The organism is Pseudomonas sp. AU11447 (assembly GCF_001672555.2).
GTDB classification, from domain to species: domain Bacteria; phylum Pseudomonadota; class Gammaproteobacteria; order Pseudomonadales; family Pseudomonadaceae; genus Pseudomonas; species Pseudomonas nitroreducens.
On sequence record NZ_LZDG02000052.1, the window covers coordinates 1 to 17,962 of the forward strand.

Consider the following 17,962-nt stretch of genomic DNA (forward strand, 5'->3'; position numbering starts at 1 on the left):
CATCACCCACCACTCTCGCAGTTACGCGCAGCGGTAGTTCAGTCGGTTAGAATACCGGCCTGTCACGCCGGGGGTCGCGGGTTCGAGTCCCGTCCGCTGCGCCATTTCCCCCCTCCTTGGTTCCTACCCCGAACCAGCTTGTCGAGTTATTCACTCCAGGCGCAAGGAGGTTGCTGTACCGGACGAAAGTCCAACCGACACGCAGCGGTAGTTCAGTCGGTTAGAATACCGGCCTGTCACGCCGGGGGTCGCGGGTTCGAGTCCCGTCCGCTGCGCCATATTCGAAAGCCCTCAGGTAGCGATACCTGAGGGCTTTTTCGTTTCCGTTCGAAAAGTCCTGACGTTGTCCTGTAAGACGCTGTCACAGGTCGTTCACCTTTGGCGTCTAGCTTTTTTCCCGTGGTCTTTGCTAAAACCGGATCGAACGGTCAGGAGAAAAGCCAATGGACGACTATCAGGAAGAACTGCTGGAGCTGCATGCCGTGGAACAGGATCTGCCGGAGCCGGCCGACGACGCCACGGAGATGTGATCAGGCGCTGTGGCGCTGGGCGCGGCGGAACTCCCCCGGCGTTTGCCCGCTCCAGCGCTTGAAGGCGCGCTGGAAGGCCTCTGCGGAGGCGAAGCCGAGCAGGTAGGCGATTTCGCCGAAAGCCAGGTCGGTGTCGCGGATGTAGATCATCGCGAGGTCGCGACGGGTGTCGTTGAGGATGCTGCGGAACTGCGTGCCTTCCTCTGCCAGCTTGCGGCGTAGCGTCCAGGTCGGCAGCTTCAGGCGGGCGGCGACTTCCTCCAGGTCCGGCTCGCGTCCGTTAAGCATCGGCCCCAGCAACTGGGCGACGCGCTCGCGCAGGCTGCGTGTTCGAGTCTGTTGTTCAAGCTCCTTCTCGCAGATTTCCAGCAGCTGCCGCCAGGTGCTCGGGCAGTGGTCCGGGTTGCCGCGTGCCAGGGTCGACAGGTCCAGGCGCAACTGGTTGTGCGTCGCACCGAACTCCACCGGGCAACCCAGCATCTCCTCGAAGCGCGGGGCCCAGGCGGGTGCCGGATATTCGATCTCGATTTTCTCCGGGCGCAGAGCCAGCGCGCCGATGCTGCCGAGCATGCTCACCCAGCCGGCGAGCACCGAATCCACCACGAAGCGGTTGTAGGCGTTGTACGGGCTGATGGAATAGAAGCGCAGCCAGGCGCCGCTGGCGTCCTCGATGAAGCTGCTCTGGCCGCGGTAGTTCTGTGCGTACAGCGGCTCGAAGCGGATCAGCGCGCGTGCCGCCGCACGCAGGTTGGGCGCTTGCGCGGCGGTGACACCGGCCAGGCCGCTCTGGCTCGGTCGGCTCAGCTGGCCCATGCGCAGGCCGAGGGCGGGGTTGCCGCTCTGCTGGATGGCTGCATGGCCCAGACGCATGTAGCGTGGGATCGACAGGCGTGCGCCCGGTTCGCCCAGGCGCGCGGCGTCCAGCCCGTATTGTTGAAGCAGTGGCTGCGGCGCGATACCGCTTTCCGCGAGAGCGTCGGCGAGGCTGTGGACAAAGCCCACCGACAGATCGCCCAGCCGCATGGTCGGGCGGCTCATAGCCAGAGGTTGATCAGGCGCGCGCCGGGCCCATCGGGTGCCAGCGTGTGGCTGTCGCCGCTGATCACCAGGCTGCGGCCGTCGCTGCCCAGGTCCCACAAGTGGCCGCGCATGAACACGGTGATGCCGGCATGGGCGCCGCTTTCGCCGAGGCGGCCGGCCAGGGCAAGGCGCTCCCAGGCTTGGCCTTCGGTCAGTTCGCCGGGCTTGAGCGTCACATCGCTCGGTGTCGGCGCGCCGTTGTAGCCCTTCCAGGGCTTGCTCCAGTTGCCGTTGCCGGTGAGGAAAGCAGGCACGGCGACGATATCGGGCTTGTTCGTCGCCAACGCCTCGTAGCTCGCCGGGAACCAGCTGTCGGCGCAGACCAGCACGCCCAGGCGTCCGGCCGGGGTCTGCAGGACCTGCAGGTCGTCGGGATCGCCGCCGCGGGTGAAGCCTTTCTCGTCGTCGATGGGGAAGAGTTTGCGCTGCGGCTTGCCCAGCGGCAGGCCGTCGCTACCGAAGACCTGGCTGACGTTGTAGAGGCGGCCGTTGCCGGTACGGATCTGCCCTTCGACGATGCGCGGGTTGGGCAGCACGATGGAGCCGGCGACGATGGTCACGCCGAATTCCTTGGCCAGCCCGCCAAACAGTGTCTGGTAGTCATGTGCCATGTCTACCGCCTTCATGCGGAACAGGGCGTCCGCCATGCGGTCCTCGCCCTTGGCGCCGAGCCAGCCGCGCGCGAGCTTGAGCGGGTTGCTGGCGGCCATCCATTCCATGGCCTCGGTCAGGTGCTCGGTCTGGTAGACCTCGGGCTTCTCGCCAGCGGCCACCAGCCAGGTGCCGATGTGCTCGGGGAACACCACGACGGTACGCGGGTTGATCAGCCCTTCGTCGCGGGCCTTGGCCAGGTAGGCACGGAATTTCAGACGCAGGCGTTCGGCGCTCTGGTAGTCCTGGGTGAACAGCTCCGGCTGTACGCCCAGCAGGTTGCCGCGCTCGGACGGCTGGCCCTGGTTGAGCACCACCTGGCTGCGCAGGTCGGACAGGTAGTGGCCCACCGGGCGACGCTCCGCCCAGCCGGCATAACCGGCGAAGAGGATGACCAGAACGAGGAAGATCAGCTTGCGCATAAAGGACGGGTACTCATGGGGTGCCCCACAGGGTAGGGGCTGCGCCGGGTATTGCCAAGACGGCGTGTCATCTTTGGTCAGTAACTTGTCATTTTCGATCATTGAGCGGCGGGTGCGCGCTGCCTAAAGTCTGCCCCATACCGACCGCGCCCCATGCCTCGCCGTTCCGCAGGCTGAGGGCGCGGCATCATCGTGAATGCCGGAGGAACCATGACCGCCACTTATCCGCACCTGCTCGCGCCGCTGGACCTGGGTTTCACAACCCTGCGCAACCGCACCCTGATGGGCTCCATGCACACCGGCCTGGAAGAGAAGCCCCAGGGCTTCGAGCGCATGGCGGCCTACTTCGCCGAGCGCGCCCGCGGCGGCGTCGGCCTGATGGTCACCGGCGGCATCGGCCCGAACGAAGAAGGTGGCGTCTATTCCGGTGCAGCCAAGCTGAGCACGCCGGAAGAAGCCGAGAAGCACAAGATCGTCACCCAGGCCGTGCACGAGGCGGGCGGCAAGATCTGCATGCAGATCCTCCACGCCGGCCGCTACGCCTACAGCCCCAAGTCCGTCGCGCCCAGTGCCATCCAGGCGCCGATCAACCCGTTCAAGCCGCGCGAGCTGGATGAAGAGGGCATCGAGAAGCAGATCGCCGACTTCGTCAATTGCTCGAGCCTGGCCCAGGTGGCCGGCTATGACGGCGTTGAGATCATGGGTTCGGAAGGCTACTTCATCAATCAGTTCCTCGCCGCCCACACCAACCACCGCACCGACCGTTGGGGTGGCAGCTACGAGAACCGCATGCGCCTGCCGGTGGAAATCGTCCGCCGCGTGCGTGAGGCCGTCGGCCCGAACTTCATCATCATCTATCGCCTGTCGATGCTCGACCTGGTGGAAGGCGGCAGCACCTGGGACGAGATCGTCCTGCTGGCCAAGGCCATCGAGAAGGCTGGCGCGACCATCATCAACACCGGCATCGGCTGGCACGAAGCACGTATCCCGACCATCGCCACCAAGGTGCCGCGCGCGGCCTTCACCAAGGTCACCGCCAAGCTGCGCGGCGAGATCGGTATCCCGCTGGTCACCACCAACCGCATCAACACCCCGGAAGTCGCCGAGCAGGTACTGGCCGAAGGCGATGCCGACATGGTCTCCATGGCCCGTCCGTTCCTCGCCGACCCGGACTTCGTCAACAAGGCTGCCGAAGGTCGCGCCGACGAGATCAATACCTGCATCGGCTGCAACCAGGCGTGCCTGGACCACACCTTCGGCGGCAAGCTGACCAGCTGCCTGGTGAACCCGCGTGCCTGCCACGAGACCGAGCTGAACTACATCCCGACCACCCACGTGAAGAAGATCGCCGTGGTCGGCGCCGGCCCGGCGGGCCTGTCCGCCGCTACCGTGGCGGCCGAGCGTGGCCATGAAGTGACCCTGTTCGACGCCGCCGGTGAGATCGGTGGCCAGTTCAACGTCGCCAAGCGCGTACCGGGCAAGGAAGAGTTCTACGAGACCCTGCGCTACTTCAAGCGCAAGGTGGAAACCACCGGCGTCGACCTGCGCCTGAATACCCGCGTCAGCGTCGACGACCTGGTCAAGGGCGGCTTCGACGAGATCATCCTGGCCACCGGCATCGTGCCGCGCACCCCGGCGATTCCGGGCATCGAGAATGCCAAGGTGATCAGCTACCTGGATGCCATCCTCGAACGCAAGCCGGTGGGCAGGACTGCCGCGGTGATCGGCGCCGGCGGCATCGGCTTCGACGTCTCCGAATACATCACCCATGCCGGCGAATCCACCAGCCTGGACCGCCACGCTTTCTGGCAGGAATGGGGTATCGACGAGAAGCTGGAAGCCCGTGGCGGCATCGCAGGTATCCAGGCGCACCCGCATGCGGCGGCGCGCCAGGTGTTCCTGCTGCAGCGCAAGAAGTCCAAGGTCGGTGACGGCCTGGGCAAGACCACCGGCTGGATCCACCGTACCGGGCTGAAGAACAAGCAGGTGCAGATGCTCAACAGCGTCGAGTACCTCAAGGTCGACAACGACGGCCTGCACATCAGCATCGCCGGCGGCGAACCGCAGGTGCTGCCGGTGGACACCGTGGTTGTCTGCGCCGGCCAGGACCCGCTGCGCGAGCTGCATGACGGCCTGGTCGCTGCCGGCCAGAGCGTGCACCTGATCGGCGGCGCCGACGTGGCTGCCGAGCTGGACGCCAAGCGCGCCATCAACCAGGGCTCGCGCCTCGCTGCCGAGATATGAAGCGCCTGAGACCTGAGCCGGCTGAGATTCAGGTCTCAAAACCGGGCCCGGAAAAGTTCCCTTCCGGGCCCGGATATCCTTTCGAAAATCCAACCGCGTCACAGAATTATCCAACCGGTTAACCGCCCGGCCAGACCACCGGGTCGGGTGCCAACCGAGTCACATTGCCTGCGACATTAATTCCCCTAGACTTGCTCGGATGTCGGGATTTTCCCGCTGTCTGGGTGCTGCATTTCTGACAGACCCTTTTTCCAGACTTCCTCCCGCACGAGCCCAGAGGTCAATCGATGAGCATGCAGAAGAAGCCTCAAATGGTGGAAGCCGTGGTCTTCTTCAATGACCGTGGCGTCTGCAGGGAAATGCTCTACCCCGAATTCGAGGCGCTGCTCGACAACGTCGTGCAGATGCCGGAGTACGCCGATCAGCAGATGCAGCTCGCCTATGTGCTGATCAACCCGCGCCTGCTGGTCAAGGCGGTGGTGTTCTTCTACCTGGACTTCGACGAGAAGGGAGAGGCCGACCGCGGCTGGAACCTGCCGCTGCGCAATCTCGCCGACCGCGCAGGCCGCGGCCCCGACATGGGGGCCGGTCCCATTCGCCTGGCCTGCCGCAGCCAGTGCCCGGTGTCCTGGCATCAGATGCATCTGTGGGACCCGAACCTGGACGCCAGCCAGAATCATCTGGTGCAACTGCGAGAATCGATCAAGCGCAACAACCTTGGCGTGCTGGTGGAAGAAGAACCCGCCGCCGTAGAGCTGGCGCGCCTGCAGATGGCCGACGAGCACCAGTGGTATGCGCCCGCCGAAGAGTCCCGCGAGGAGGCCGAGAAGCTGGCCCGCGCGATGCTCGAGGAGCACCAGCAGAAGACTGCTGAGCTGCTCGGCCAGCATGAGGCCCGCCTTTCCCAGATCGGCCAGCAGCACGAGCAGGAGCTCAGCCGCCTGAAGCTCGGTGCGCAGGAGCAGGTCAAGGTGTTGCAGGCCGAACTCGCTGCGCTGCGCGAAGGCCTCAAGCGCGAGGAAGAGATCAACGCCGGCCTGCGCCGCGAGCTGGATGGCCAGGCCAATGGATTCCAGCGCGGCCGCGAGGAACTGACCGCGCAACTGCGCCATATCGAGCAGAGCGGCCGCGACGAGCTGGAGCAACTGCGCCAGCAGATCGAGGAAGAGTCCCGCACCCGCATGGCCAGCCTGGAGGCTCGCTACAAGGAGCAGATTTCCGTCCGCGATGTCGAGCTGGGCTACCGCAACGAGCTGGACCAGCAGCTGCAGCAGGAGAATCAGCAACTGCGCCAGGAAGCCGAGCGGTTGCGCGAGGAAACCGCCCAGTTGCGCCAGGTTGCCACGCAGCTGCAGCAGGGCGCGGAAGGTCTGCGCCTGGAGCTCGATGCACTGTCGGCCAAGGCGGTAGACGGCTCGGTGCTGGAGCGTCTGGCCGGCCTGGGGGTGATCTTCGTGGTGTACCATCCGGGCGCCGGTCATCTGACCCTGTCGCTGCAGGATGTCGCCCGTTACCAGGAAAACCCCATGGCTTACGCCGCTGCCAAGTGCTTCGTCGCCGAAGACCAGTACCGCAGCTGGCTTGCCCATTACCAGCAACCCGCCTGTGAAGGACGGCTGTCCAACGGCGAGCGCTGCGCCATGCCCATCGACCGCGTGGAAACCCCCGGCCGCTTTGTCGAAGGCGACAGCAACTGCTGTTCCCGGCACAAGACCGCCGGCCGCCTGCGCAGCGTCACTACCGGCTGATCAGGGCGCCTTGCTGTTTCCCGATTGGCGCCCGGAAGCACCGCTGCAACGTATTCACCTGGATTGGCTGGATCGCGCTGGCGTCGAGCTGGCGTTGTTGCGCCTGGATCTGGTGGATTCGCTGGTCTCCGGCAACAAGTGGTTCAAGCTCGCGCCTTACCTCCAGCACGCCGCCGATCTCGGCCTGAACGGTGTGATGACCCTGGGCGGCGCCCATTCCAATCACCTCCACGCGGTCGCGGCGGCCGGTGCACGATTCGGTTTCCAAACCGTGGGATTGCTGCGCGGCGAAGAGCAGGACAACCCGACGGTGGCCGACCTGCGCCGGCTCGGCATGCAGCTCCACTGGCTCGGCTACGGCGGTTATCGCCGGCGCCACGAAGCCGATTTCTGGAGGCCCTGGCGCGAGCGCTATCCTCATTTGCTCGCGGTAGGCGAGGGCGGCGGCGGGCTCCCCGGCGCACAGGGCTGCTCACCCCTGGTCGGGGTGATTCGCCAGCAGCTCGGCGACCTGGGCTGGAAGGACTATCAGCAGCTCTGGGTTGCCTGTGGTACCGGCACGACCCTGGCCGGCCTTGTGCTCGGCGAGCAGGGCGCGCATTGCGTGGTCGGTGCCCTGGCGGTGCCGCCGGGGCATGGCGTTGAAACGCAGGTGCCTGAGTTGCTGAGAGCGGGCGGTGTGCCCGATGCCGGCTACCGTCTGATCGACGCCAGCCGTGGTGGCTTTGCGCGGGTCGACGCGACGCTGGCGCGCTTCATTCTGGCTACCGAGGCGGAGTGCGGCGTACCGTTGGAACCGCTGTACACCGGCAAGCTGCTGTTGGCGCTGCACGATGAGATTGCAGCGGGGCGCATTGACCGTGGTGCTCGTATCGTCGCCGTCCACAGCGGTGGCTTGCAGGGGCGCCGAGCGCTGGACGATAAGCTGACGGCGCTGGCCACTCAGCGCGAATAACCGCTGTGCACCCGCGGCCAGCGGTCACCCACCAGGAACAGGCGCTCCTGCTCCCGCCAGCGCCCTTCGCGGAACTCCATGCGCACCAGCATTTGCGGGAAGCCGTCTTCCGGCAGCTCCTCCAGCCAGGCGGCGAAGCGCTCGGCGCTCCAGCATTCGTCCTCGGCGGCCGGGGAGAGCCAGCCCTTGCGCGACAACGCCTGCCAACCCTGCGGGTGCTGTGCCTGGTAGGCCGGCCAGGCGCGTCGGTGCAGCCAGCGACCACGTTGGTGGTTGTCACTGGCGCCGGTGGGCGGCGGGCAGGGCGTGGGCCAGGAGTAGAACAGATAGCCGCCCAGCCAGAGGCCGGGGGATGGCGTGGCGTCGCTGTGCTCGCGGACCACGGCCAGCCCTTGCGCGGTGGCCGAGAGCGGCAATTGGTGTTGGTAGAAGTGCTCGATCTTGCGCAGCAGATGGTCCTCGGCCCCCGGCCCGAGCCAGGAGTCGGGGCCGTCGTCGCTGGGGCCGAGGTAGAGCTTGATGGCCAGTTCCAGGTGATGCAGCCCGGCGTCGTCTTCCACCAGCAGGTCGAGCTCGCCCAGGGTCTGGCCGTTGTCGCGCACCGGCAGGTTGGCGGCGAGCAGGCGCAGATCCGGTGCGCGCTCCAGGGCGAATTGCCAGAGGCGTTCGTAGTAGCGTCCCAGGCGCTGGTGCGGCGCGGCTTCGAGCTGGGCCAGCAGCTCGCCCGGCGAGTGTTCCTGGCTGCGCAGCCAGTCGGCCAGCAGCCGGGGCTGCGAGTGCCAGCGACTGGCGCTGAGCGGATGGCGCAGGGCGGGGCTGCCAGGTTGCAGCAGGGGCGGGGAGAGCAGCGTCCAGGCGAGGTCGCGGACCTGCGGCTGGCGCAGGTCGATCAGCAGCTCGTCGAGCAGGGCGGTGAAGTCGGTCATGCCCCAAGCCTAGCCGTTATGCCCGCGCTGCGGTTTGCCGCTGCCTGAGCCTTTCGCCCATAATTCCGACATTCGAGTACCCGCAACGCCGTCCGGAGTCCCATGGAACCCTTTCGCAATATCGGCATCATCGGCCGCCTGGGCAGCACCCAGGTCCTGGAAACCATCCGTCGGCTGAAGAAGTTCCTCACCGAGCGCCACCTGCATGTGATCCTCGAGGACACCATCGCCGAGGTCTTGCCGGGCCACGGCCTGCAGACCTGCTCGCGGAAGATCATGGGCGAGATCTGCGACCTGGTGATAGTGGTCGGCGGCGACGGCAGCATGCTCGGCGCCGCGCGCGCCCTGGCACGGCACAAGGTGCCGGTGCTGGGAATCAACCGCGGGAGCCTGGGCTTCCTCACGGATATCCGCCCCGACGAGCTGGAGACCAAGGTCGCCGAAGTGCTCGGCGGCCAGTACATAGTCGAGAGCCGCTTCCTGCTCGATGCGCTGGTGCGCCGGCATGGCGAGTCCATCGGCCAGGGCGACGCGCTGAACGACGTGGTGCTGCACCCCGGCAAGTCCACGCGGATGATCGAATTCGAGCTGTACATCGATGGCCAGTTCGTCTGCAGCCAGAAGGCCGACGGCCTGATCGTCGCCACGCCGACCGGCTCCACTGCCTACGCGCTGTCCGCCGGCGGGCCGATCATGCATCCCAAGCTGGATGCCATCGTGGTCGTGCCGATGTACCCGCATATGCTGTCGAGCCGGCCCATCGTGGTCGACGGCAACAGCGAGCTGAAGATCGTCGTCTCGCCGAACATGCAGATCTACCCGCAGGTTTCCTGTGACGGGCAGAACCACTTCACCTGCGCACCGGGCGACACCGTCACGGTGAGCAAGAAGCCGCAGAAGCTGCGCCTGATCCATCCCATCGACCACAACTACTACGAGGTTTGCCGGACCAAGCTGGGTTGGGGCAGCCGCCTGGGGAGCAGCGAGTGATGGAGCTCGACCCGGCACGCGGCTATGACCTGATCGGCGATATCCACGGCTGCGCGCACACCCTCGATCACCTGCTGGAGCGCCTCGGCTATCGCGCCCAGGGTGGCGTCTGGCGACATGCGCGGCGGCAGGCGCTGTTCCTCGGCGACATCATCGACCGCGGCCCGCGCATCCGCGAGGCGCTGCACCGGGTGCACGACATGGTCGCCGCCGGCGAGGCGCTGTGCATCATGGGCAACCACGAATTCAATGCTCTCGGCTGGTCGACTCCCGCTGCGCCCGGTAGCGGCCGGCAGTACGTGCGCGAACACACGCCACGCCATGCCCGGCTGATCAAGGAGACCCTGGAGCAGTTCGAAGGCCACCCGGCGGACTGGCGTGACTTCCTCGGCTGGTTCCAGGAGATGCCGCTGTTCCTCGATGCCGGGCGCTTCCGCATGGTCCACGCCTGCTGGGATCACGACGTGATCGATACGCTGCGCCAGCAGTTCTCCAGCGGGCGCATCGACGAGGCCTTCCTCAAGGCCAGCGCCGAGCCCGGCAGCTTCGCCCAGCAAGCCTGTGACCGCCTGCTGCGCGGCACCGACATGCGCCTGCCTAACGGCATGACCCTGACCGGCAGCGACGGCTTCACCCGCTCGGCCTTCCGTACCAAGTTCTGGGAAGAAGACCGTGCGCCGGAGACCTACGGCGACATCGTGTTCCAGCCCGACGCGCTGCCCGACGAAGTGGCCAGCGAACGCCTCAGCGAGGAGCAGAAGTCGCGCCTGCTGACCTACGGTGCCGACGAGCCGCTGTTGTTCGTCGGCCACTACTGGCGGCGCGGCACGCCGGCGCCGATCCGCCCGAACCTCGCCTGCCTGGACTACAGCGCGGTGATGTACGGCAAGCTCGCGGCCTACCGGCTGGACGAGGAAACGCGGCTGGACCGCAATAAGTTCGTGTGGGTGGACGTCAAGCGTCCGGAGGGCGATGAGTGAGTGCCATTGAAGCGATGCGGTTGCCGGCGGCAGTCGACCTGGGGGAGTTCGTTGGCCTGCTGCGCCGACTGAACGTGCCGTTCCGGGTCAGTGAGGAGGCCGGCGAACAGGTGCTCTGGGTGCCCAATTCGCAGCTGGCCGAGCAGGTTCGCAGCCTCTACCAGCGCTACCCGCAGGGCGACCCGGAGTTCACCGTGCAGGCCGAACCCCAGCGCCGCGGGCCGGGGTTCGTGCAGCAACTGAAGATGAGCCGGATGACGGCGGCGGTGTTGCTGGTGACCTTCGTGGTTGCGGCTGTCACCCTGCTGGGTACCTCGCCGGAGACGCTGCGCTGGTTCACCTTCCAGAACTTCCAGCTGGTCGGCGAGGATCGCGCGCTGTTCTATCCGCTGTCCGACTCGCTGGCGCAGGGGCAATGGTGGCGCCTGTTCACGCCCATGCTGATCCACTTCGGCTGGCTGCACCTGGCGATGAACGCCATGTGGTACTGGGAGCTGGGGCGGCGCATCGAGTACCGCCAGGGGCCGTGGCTGTTGCTGGGGCTGAGCCTGGGCTTTGGCCTGATCTCCAACGTCGTGCAGTACGGCGTCAGTGGGCCGAGCCTGTTCGGCGGGCTGTCCGGCGTGCTCTACGGGTTGCTGGGGCACTGCTGGATCTTCCAGCGCATGGCGCCGACGCCGGCCTACAACCTGCCCAAGGGCGTGGTGGCGATGATGCTGATCTGGCTGCTGGTGTGCCTCTCGGGCGTGATCGACCTGCTCGGCTTCGGCTCCATCGCCAATGGGGCGCATGTGGGCGGGTTGGTGGCGGGTTGCCTGAGCGGCTTGATCGGTGGACTGCTGGCGCGTCGTCGCGTGGCCTGACCCTGAACCTGTAGGAGCGAGCTTGCTCGCGAACTGCTTAGCTCCGCAGCATCCCGTGGGGCCCGTTCGCGAGCAAGCTCGCTCCTACACAAGAGCAATCACTTACCGCCTGACCTCTGTTCGTGCGCCCGGGCGCTCGGCCCGGTAGAATGCCCGCTTCGTTTTCCCCTGCAGGAGCCGGCCCATGTCGTCCTTCGCCGAAATGATCCAGAACATCACCCCCGAAATCTACGAGAGCCTCAAGCTGGCCGTGGAAATCGGCAAGTGGCCGGACGGCCGCAAACTGTCCCAGGAGCAGAAGGAGCTGTCGCTGCAGGCCATGATCGCCTGGGAGATGGACAACCTGCCCGAGGACCAGCGCACCGGCTACATGGGCCCGCAGGAATGCGCCTCCCACGCTGAGCCGATCCCGAACATGATCTTCTCCTCCAACTCCCTGCACTGATGCAAGAGATTGGACGCGGCGCCCTGGACAAGATGTCGGCGCGCCTGGAAAGCCCCGTGCAGTATGCCTTCCGCCTCGGCGAGGCGCAGGTCCCGGTCAACCCGCTGATCGGCAAGACGGTGCGCCTGGAGTACCTGGGCGAAATCTTCTGCAGCCATTGCGGCCGCAAGACCAAGAAGAGCTTCGCACAGGGCTACTGCTACCCGTGCTTCACCAAGCTGGCGCAATGCGACAGCTGCATCATGAGCCCGGAGAAGTGCCACTTCGAGGACGGTTCCTGCCGTGATCCGGAGTGGGGCGAGCGTTTCTGCATGACCGACCACGTGGTCTACCTGGCCAACTCCTCGGGCGTGAAGGTGGGCATCACCCGCGCCACCCAGGTGCCGACCCGCTGGATCGACCAGGGCGCGCGCCAGGCGCTGCCGATCATGCGCGTGGCGACCCGCCAGCAGTCCGGTTTCGTCGAAGACCTGCTGCGCAGCCAGGTCGCCGACCGCACCAACTGGCGCGCGCTGCTCAAGGGCGAGGCCGAGCCACTGGACCTGGTGGCGATTCGCGAGCAGATCTTCGACGCCTGTGCCGAGGGTATCGTCGGGCTGCAGCAGCGCTTCGGCCTGCAGGCGATCCAGCCGGTGATCGACATGGAGCCCATCGAGATCCGCTATCCGGTGGAGGCCTACCTGGCCAAGATCACCAGCTTCGATCTGGACAAGACGCCGGTGGTCGAGGGTACCCTGCAGGGTATCAAGGGCCAGTACCTGATCTTCGATACCGGCGTGATCAACGTGCGCAAGTTCACCGCGTACCAGTTGGCCATCAGCGCCTGATCGACACCGTATTGAATTTCCGGCTCGTGGCATGCATCTAGGGATAGATGCGTGCGCGACTCGCCCGCTTCGCTCTAGCTCGCTAGAGTCAGTACCAGATTCCTCCGGCCGGCCCACCGCGCCGGCCGCCTGCCAAGGGGCCAAAAGCCATGCGTACCGAGCAACCGAAAGTCATCTACCTCAAGGATTATCAGGCGCCCGAGTACCTGATCGACGAGACCAACCTGACCTTCGAGCTGTACGAGGACCACACTCTGGTCCACGCCCAGCTGGTGATGCGCCGCAACCCGGATCGTGCGGCCGGCGCTCCGGGCGACGGCCTGCCGCCCCTGGTGCTCGACGGCCAGCAGCTGGAGCTGCTGTCGGTGGCGCTGGATGACCAGGCCCTTGAGGCCGGCCAGTACCAGCTCGACGAGAACCACCTGACCCTGCAGCCGACGGCGACGACCTTCACCGTCGACAGCACCGTGCGCATCCACCCGGAAAGCAACACCGCGCTGGAAGGCCTGTACAAGTCCGGCAAGATGTTCTGCACCCAGTGCGAGGCCGAAGGTTTCCGCAAGATCACCTACTACCTCGACCGCCCGGACGTGATGAGCAGCTTCACCACCACGCTGTCGGCCGAGCAGCACCAGTACCCGGTGCTCCTCTCCAACGGCAACCCGGTCGCCAGCGGCTCGGAAGAGGGCGGTCGCCACTGGGCGACCTGGCAGGACCCGTTCAAGAAGCCGGCCTACCTGTTCGCCCTGGTCGCCGGTGATCTCTGGTGTGTGGAAGACCAGTTCACCACCATGAGCGAGCGCGAAGTCACCCTGCGCATCTATGTCGAGCCGGAGAACATCGACAAGTGCCAGCACGCCATGGACAGCCTGAAGAACTCCATGCGCTGGGACGAGAAGGTCTACGGGCGCGAGTACGACCTGGATATCTTCATGATCGTCGCGGTCAACGACTTCAACATGGGCGCCATGGAGAACAAGGGCCTCAACATCTTCAACTCCAGCTGCGTGCTGGCCAAGGCCGAGACCGCCACTGACGCTGCGCACCAGCGGGTCGAAGGCGTGGTCGCCCACGAATACTTCCACAACTGGTCGGGTAACCGCGTGACCTGCCGCGACTGGTTCCAGCTGTCGCTCAAGGAAGGCTTCACCGTATTCCGCGACAGCGAGTTCTCCGCTGACATGAACTCGCGCACCGTCAAGCGCGTCGAGGACGTGGCCTTCCTCCGTACCAATCAGTTCGCCGAGGACGCCGGCCCGATGGCGCACCCGGTGCGCCCGGATTCCTTCATCGAGATTTCCAACTTCTACACCCTGACCGTCTACGAGAAGGGTTCGGAAGTGGTGCGCATGATCCACACCCTGCTGGGCGCCGATGGCTTCCGCAAGGGTACCGACCTGTACTTCGAGCGCCACGACGGCCAGGCCGTGACCTGCGACGATTTCGTCAAGGCCATGGAAGACGCCAACGGCGTCGACCTGACCCAGTTCAAGCGCTGGTACAGCCAGTCCGGTACTCCGCGCCTGGCGGTGGAGGAGAGCTATGACGCCGCCGCGCAGAGCTACACCCTGACCTTCCGCCAGAGCTGCCCGGCGACGCCAGGGCAGAGCGAGAAGCTGCCCTTCGTCATCCCGGTGCAGATGGGCCTGATCGACAAGCTGGGCAACGCCCTGTCGCTGCGCCTCAAGGGCGAAGAGCACGCCCACGGCAGCGACCGTGTGCTGCAGGTGACCGAGGCGGAGCAGTCCTTCACCTTCGTCGGCCTCGCCGAGAAGCCGCTGCCGTCGCTGCTGCGTGGTTTCTCCGCGCCGGTGAAGCTGAGCTTCCCCTACGACCGCGACCAACTGATGTTCCTCATGCAGTTTGATGAGGACGGCTTCAATCGCTGGGAAGCCGGCCAGCAGTTGTCCGTGCAGGTCCTGCAGGAATTGATCGGCCAGCACCAGCGTGGCGAGAAGCTGGTACTCGACCAGCGTCTGATCGCCGCCTTCCGCACCTTGCTGCTGGACACCGGCCTGGACCAGGCCATGGTCGCCGAGATGCTCTCGCTGCCCAGCGAGGCCTACCTCACCGAGATCAGCGAAGTGGCTGATGTCGAGGCGATCCACGCGGCCCGTGAGTTCGCCCGCCAGCAGATCGGCGCGGCGCTGCACGAACAGTTGTGGGAGCGTTACCAGGCCAACCGCACGCAGTCCCGCGAGACCGCCTACGTTGCCGAGGCCTCGCACATTGCCCGCCGCAGCCTGCAGAACATCGCGCTGTCCTACCTGATCCAGAGCGGCAAGGCCGAAGTGCTCGCCGCCTGCCAGGAGCAGTACAAGGATTGCGACAACATGACTGAGCGCCTGACCGCGCTGGCGGTGCTGGTCAATTCTTCCTTCGAGAAGGAGAAGGCCGAGGCGCTGGCGATGTTCGCCGACTACTTCAAGGATGACCCGCTGGTGATGGACCAGTGGTTCAGCGTCCAGGCCGGCTGCACCCTGCCGGGCGGGCTGGAGCGCGTGCAGGCGCTGATGAGCCATCCGGCGTTCACCCTGAAGAATCCGAACAAGATCCGCGCCCTGATCGGCGCCTTCGCCAACCAGAACGCGATCAACTTCCACCGCGCGGATGGCGCCGGCTACCGCTTCCTCGCGGACCAGATCATCACCCTCAACGCACTCAACCCGCAGATCGCCTCGCGCCTGCTCACGCCGCTGACCCGCTGGCGCAAGTACGCGCCCGAGCGCCAGGCGCTGATGAAGGCCGAGCTGGAACGCATCCTGGCGTCGGGCGAGCTGTCCAGCGATGTCTACGAAGTGGTGAGCAAGAGCCTCGCGTAATACACCCGCCGCGCCCCGTTCCAGGGGTGCATGCCGCAGTCGAAAAGGTGTTACCAACTTTTGTTGGTAACACCTTTTTGTTACCTATCGAAATTAATCGATATCGTTCTTATCGCTGTGCGGTATTGGGCAGAAATGTCCGAAGTGTCTGCGTCGCGCCTTCAGGGGCGGATTGCGCCAGGGGTGGGAGCAAATGGCGCAATCGGTCCGTGAATTTGATCAGTGAATGACCAGTCACAAAAAGTAGCGGGCTGATTCTTTATTTTTTGTAAGCAGAACGGGATACAAACGTGCTCTTGGCATTGGGGTTGCACCGGCGGACCCCGCTTAGCCTTTGCCCGTCCATTGGGTCGGGAGGCGTGTCGAGCACCTTGGGGGAGTTTCCTTCAGATCGACGACAACAAGGCCGTGGAATAACGGCTGACAAGGCGTACCGCGCACTGGCGGCGCCGCTAAAGAATGATCAGTCCATGGAGTGAGTCCTAATGGAAATCCCAGTTCGCAAGCCTGTCTTGCGTTATGCGCCTGCTCGTGCCGGTTTCGCCCTGGCCGGCATCCTGCCCCTGCTGATGTCTGCCCAGGCAACGGCGGTCGAGTTCAGCTTCCTCGATAACGAAGTCACCGGCTCGCTGGACAGCACCGTGTCCTACGGCGCCCTGTGGCGCGTGCAAGGCCAGGACAAGACCAACAACGACATCAACGGCAACGACGGCAACCGCAACTTCGACACTGGCCTGGTTTCCGAGGTGTACAAGATCACTTCCGACCTGGAAGCGACCTACAAGAACTACGGCCTGTTCGTGCGTGGCTCGGCTTTCTATGACACCCAGATCATGGACAAGCGCAACGACTACTACGACAACAACCACCCGGCGCAACCGAGCCAGACCTATCCGAACAGCGATCGCTTCACCAGCGAGACCCGCGACGCCGCCGGCAACCGCGCCGAGATCCTCGATGCCTACGTCTATGGCAACTGGGACGTGGCCGATCACCCGCTGACCGCGCGCCTGGGTCGTCAGGTATTCAACTGGGGCGAAGGCATCTTCTACCGCGGTGGCGTGAACACCACCAACCCGGTGGACGCCGCCAAGTTCCGCCTGCCGGGCTCGGAGCTGAAGGAAGTGCTGATGCCGGTGGAGGCCGCGAGCTTCAACATCGGCCTGACCGACAACCTGTCGATGGACGCCTTCTACCAGTGGAACTGGAAAGAGACCCGCATCGACCCGGTCGGCACCTTCTTCTCCGAGACCGACCTGTTCGCCGATGGCGGCAACACTGCCTACACCACCGTGGGCGCGCTTTCCAACCCGCTGTTCCAGAGCCTCTACCCGCAGCTTTCCGCAGCCCATGTGGGCGGCCTGCAGGGTACTCAGTACCTGGACTCCAACGGTGTGTTCAAGGTCGCCAATGTCGGCAAGGACATCAACGCCAAGAACGATGGTCAGTTCGGTGTGGCCTTCCACTACGTGGCTGAAGAACTGAACTCCACCGAGTTCGGCTTCTACTTCGTCAACTACCACTCCAAAGAGCCGACCATCTACGCCGACCTGAACAGCGACTACGCTGGCGTGGATCTCGACCAGCTCGCCGGCGTTGGTGGCTTCACCTCCTACGACCAGTTGGTAAGCGCCGCAGGCAGCGGCAATGCCATGGCCGGCCAGGTGTTGAGCCTGGTCAACGGTGCGACCTCCGTGGACGTCGCCAACCAGGTCAACGCCCGCCGTGAATATGTGGAAAACATCCGCATGTACGGCTTCAGCTTCAACACCACCGTGGGCGACGCCTCGGTGTTCGGTGAGCTGGCCTACCGCCCGAACCTGCCGATCGGCATCGCCACCACCAACGACCTGCTCGGCGACCTGCTGGTCCAGGCCCCGGCGCTGGCCAGCGGCAAGACCGTGAACATCGGCGGCGGTGATGTCTCGATTCGCGACCAGATCCACAACTACGAGCGCGTCGAGGCCTTCAACACCTCGCTGGGTACCATCTACAACTTCGGCCCGTCGCTGTCCTTCGACTCGCTGATGGGCGTGGCGGAACTGGCCTCCGAGCACCTGCGCGGCAGCGACCTGAAGTACACCGCCTACGACGGCAGCACCCGTTACTACTCCGGCCGTGGCAACGGCGCCTACATCTCCGGCTACGACCGCGACGATCAGGTGAACAAGAACGCCTACGGCTACACCCTGCTGCTGTCGGGTACCTGGAACGACGTCTTCGCCGGCGTGAACATCTCGCCCTACGCCGTCTACAAGGACGACTTCGAAGGCAACTCCTACCAGACCGGCAACTTCATCGAAGGCCGCAAGGCCTACACCCTGGGCGTCAAGGCTACCTACCTGAACGCCCTGGAAGCCGAACTGCAGTACACCGAGTTCTACGGCGCCGGGCAGAACAACGCCAGCCGCGACCGCGACAACGTCGGCTTCAACGTCAAGTACTCCTTCTAACGACAAGCTCGCGTCGGCCCACATGG

At 65.3% G+C, this 17,962-nt stretch carries 13 protein-coding genes and 2 tRNA genes; 12 read left to right on the top strand and 3 right to left on the bottom strand.

Going from position 1 to position 17,962, the window contains the following annotated elements; translation table 11 throughout:
* The first annotated feature begins 27 nt into the window (after positions 1 to 27).
* Positions 28 to 104, top strand: a tRNA-Asp gene (locus A6723_RS20235).
* A 97-nt stretch (positions 105 to 201) separates the two neighbouring features.
* Positions 202 to 278 (top strand) — tRNA-Asp (locus A6723_RS20240).
* A gap of 252 nt (positions 279 to 530) precedes the next feature.
* Here the strand turns inward: A6723_RS20240 and A6723_RS20245 are convergent.
* Both A6723_RS20245 and A6723_RS20250 read right to left on the bottom strand, forming a co-directional pair.
* Positions 531 to 1,568: an AraC family transcriptional regulator gene (locus A6723_RS20245; RefSeq protein WP_054909178.1), complete on the bottom strand. Its 1,038-nt coding sequence runs from the start codon at positions 1,566 to 1,568 to the stop codon at positions 531 to 533.
* Positions 1,565 to 2,683, bottom strand: a complete 1,119-nt coding sequence (locus tag A6723_RS20250; protein WP_054909179.1) for a carbon-nitrogen hydrolase family protein — start codon at positions 2,681 to 2,683, stop codon at positions 1,565 to 1,567. Before A6723_RS20250 ends, A6723_RS20245 begins: the two co-directional genes overlap by 4 nt.
* A 210-nt stretch (positions 2,684 to 2,893) precedes the next feature.
* On the opposite strand from A6723_RS20250, the gene A6723_RS20255 reads away from it, so the two are divergent.
* The 3 genes from A6723_RS20255 to A6723_RS20265 all read left to right on the top strand — a co-directional run bounded on the left by A6723_RS20255 (position 2,894) and on the right by A6723_RS20265 (position 7,630).
* Entirely contained in the window at positions 2,894 to 4,927 is a 2,034-nt protein-coding gene (locus tag A6723_RS20255; protein WP_054909180.1) for an NADPH-dependent 2,4-dienoyl-CoA reductase, read from the top strand.
* Between the two features lie 287 nt (positions 4,928 to 5,214).
* The gene (locus tag A6723_RS20260) at positions 5,215 to 6,675 is read left to right on the top strand and encodes a hypothetical protein (protein ID WP_054909181.1); all 1,461 of its coding nucleotides are present in this window, start codon (positions 5,215 to 5,217) and stop codon (positions 6,673 to 6,675) included.
* Between the two features lie 10 nt (positions 6,676 to 6,685).
* A complete protein-coding gene (locus tag A6723_RS20265; protein ID WP_139093026.1) occupies positions 6,686 to 7,630 on the top strand; it encodes a 1-aminocyclopropane-1-carboxylate deaminase/D-cysteine desulfhydrase in 945 nt (314 codons plus the stop codon).
* Here A6723_RS20265 and A6723_RS20270 read toward each other — a convergent pair.
* A complete protein-coding gene (locus A6723_RS20270; RefSeq protein WP_054909182.1) occupies positions 7,618 to 8,556 on the bottom strand; it encodes a DUF1853 family protein in 939 nt (312 codons plus the stop codon). The genes A6723_RS20265 and A6723_RS20270 overlap by 13 nt on opposite strands.
* A gap of 102 nt (positions 8,557 to 8,658) precedes the next feature.
* Here A6723_RS20270 and A6723_RS20275 point away from each other — a divergent pair, with 102 nt between their 5' ends.
* From A6723_RS20275 to A6723_RS20305, 7 genes are all read left to right on the top strand, one after another.
* Positions 8,659 to 9,546: an NAD(+) kinase gene (locus A6723_RS20275; RefSeq protein WP_017519352.1), complete on the top strand. Its 888-nt coding sequence runs from the start codon at positions 8,659 to 8,661 to the stop codon at positions 9,544 to 9,546.
* The gene (locus A6723_RS20280; RefSeq protein ID WP_054909183.1) at positions 9,546 to 10,526 is read left to right on the top strand and encodes a metallophosphoesterase; all 981 of its coding nucleotides are present in this window, start codon (positions 9,546 to 9,548) and stop codon (positions 10,524 to 10,526) included. Before A6723_RS20275 ends, A6723_RS20280 begins: the two co-directional genes overlap by 1 nt.
* Positions 10,523 to 11,389, top strand: a complete 867-nt coding sequence (locus A6723_RS20285; RefSeq protein ID WP_054909184.1) for a rhomboid family intramembrane serine protease — start codon at positions 10,523 to 10,525, stop codon at positions 11,387 to 11,389. Before A6723_RS20280 ends, A6723_RS20285 begins: the two co-directional genes overlap by 4 nt.
* 184 nt (positions 11,390 to 11,573) lie before the next feature.
* Entirely contained in the window at positions 11,574 to 11,834 is a 261-nt protein-coding gene (locus tag A6723_RS20290; protein WP_024765109.1) for a YeaC family protein, read from the top strand.
* Entirely contained in the window at positions 11,834 to 12,661 is an 828-nt protein-coding gene (locus tag A6723_RS20295; RefSeq protein WP_054909185.1) for a DUF2797 domain-containing protein, read from the top strand. The genes A6723_RS20290 and A6723_RS20295 overlap by 1 nt, the downstream gene beginning before the upstream one ends.
* A gap of 149 nt (positions 12,662 to 12,810) precedes the next feature.
* Positions 12,811 to 15,483: an aminopeptidase N gene (pepN, locus tag A6723_RS20300; protein WP_054909186.1), complete on the top strand. Its 2,673-nt coding sequence runs from the start codon at positions 12,811 to 12,813 to the stop codon at positions 15,481 to 15,483.
* 485 nt (positions 15,484 to 15,968) lie between these two features.
* Complete coding sequence (locus A6723_RS20305) at positions 15,969 to 17,936, top strand: DUF1302 domain-containing protein (RefSeq protein ID WP_054909187.1); 1,968 nt, start codon at positions 15,969 to 15,971, stop codon at positions 17,934 to 17,936.
* The last annotated feature ends 26 nt before the right edge of the window (positions 17,937 to 17,962 follow it).

What these genes read in the sequence shown, in the direction of transcription:
- A6723_RS20250 (WP_054909179.1), bottom strand. Translation starts at nt 2,683, where the DNA reads ATGCGCAAGCTGATCTTCCTCGTTCTGGTCATCCTCTTCGCCGGTTAT.
- pepN (WP_054909186.1), top strand. Translation starts at nt 12,811, where the DNA reads ATGCGTACCGAGCAACCGAAAGTCATCTACCTCAAGGATTATCAGGCG.
- A6723_RS20245 (WP_054909178.1), bottom strand. Translation starts at nt 1,568, where the DNA reads ATGAGCCGCCCGACCATGCGGCTGGGCGATCTGTCGGTGGGCTTTGTC.
- A6723_RS20275 (WP_017519352.1), top strand. Translation starts at nt 8,659, where the DNA reads ATGGAACCCTTTCGCAATATCGGCATCATCGGCCGCCTGGGCAGCACC.
- A6723_RS20260 (WP_054909181.1), top strand. Translation starts at nt 5,215, where the DNA reads ATGAGCATGCAGAAGAAGCCTCAAATGGTGGAAGCCGTGGTCTTCTTC.
- A6723_RS20255 (WP_054909180.1), top strand. Translation starts at nt 2,894, where the DNA reads ATGACCGCCACTTATCCGCACCTGCTCGCGCCGCTGGACCTGGGTTTC.
- A6723_RS20290 (WP_024765109.1), top strand. Translation starts at nt 11,574, where the DNA reads ATGTCGTCCTTCGCCGAAATGATCCAGAACATCACCCCCGAAATCTAC.
- A6723_RS20280 (WP_054909183.1), top strand. Translation starts at nt 9,546, where the DNA reads ATGGAGCTCGACCCGGCACGCGGCTATGACCTGATCGGCGATATCCAC.
- A6723_RS20305 (WP_054909187.1), top strand. Translation starts at nt 15,969, where the DNA reads ATGGAAATCCCAGTTCGCAAGCCTGTCTTGCGTTATGCGCCTGCTCGT.
- A6723_RS20295 (WP_054909185.1), top strand. Translation starts at nt 11,834, where the DNA reads ATGCAAGAGATTGGACGCGGCGCCCTGGACAAGATGTCGGCGCGCCTG.
- A6723_RS20270 (WP_054909182.1), bottom strand. Translation starts at nt 8,556, where the DNA reads ATGACCGACTTCACCGCCCTGCTCGACGAGCTGCTGATCGACCTGCGC.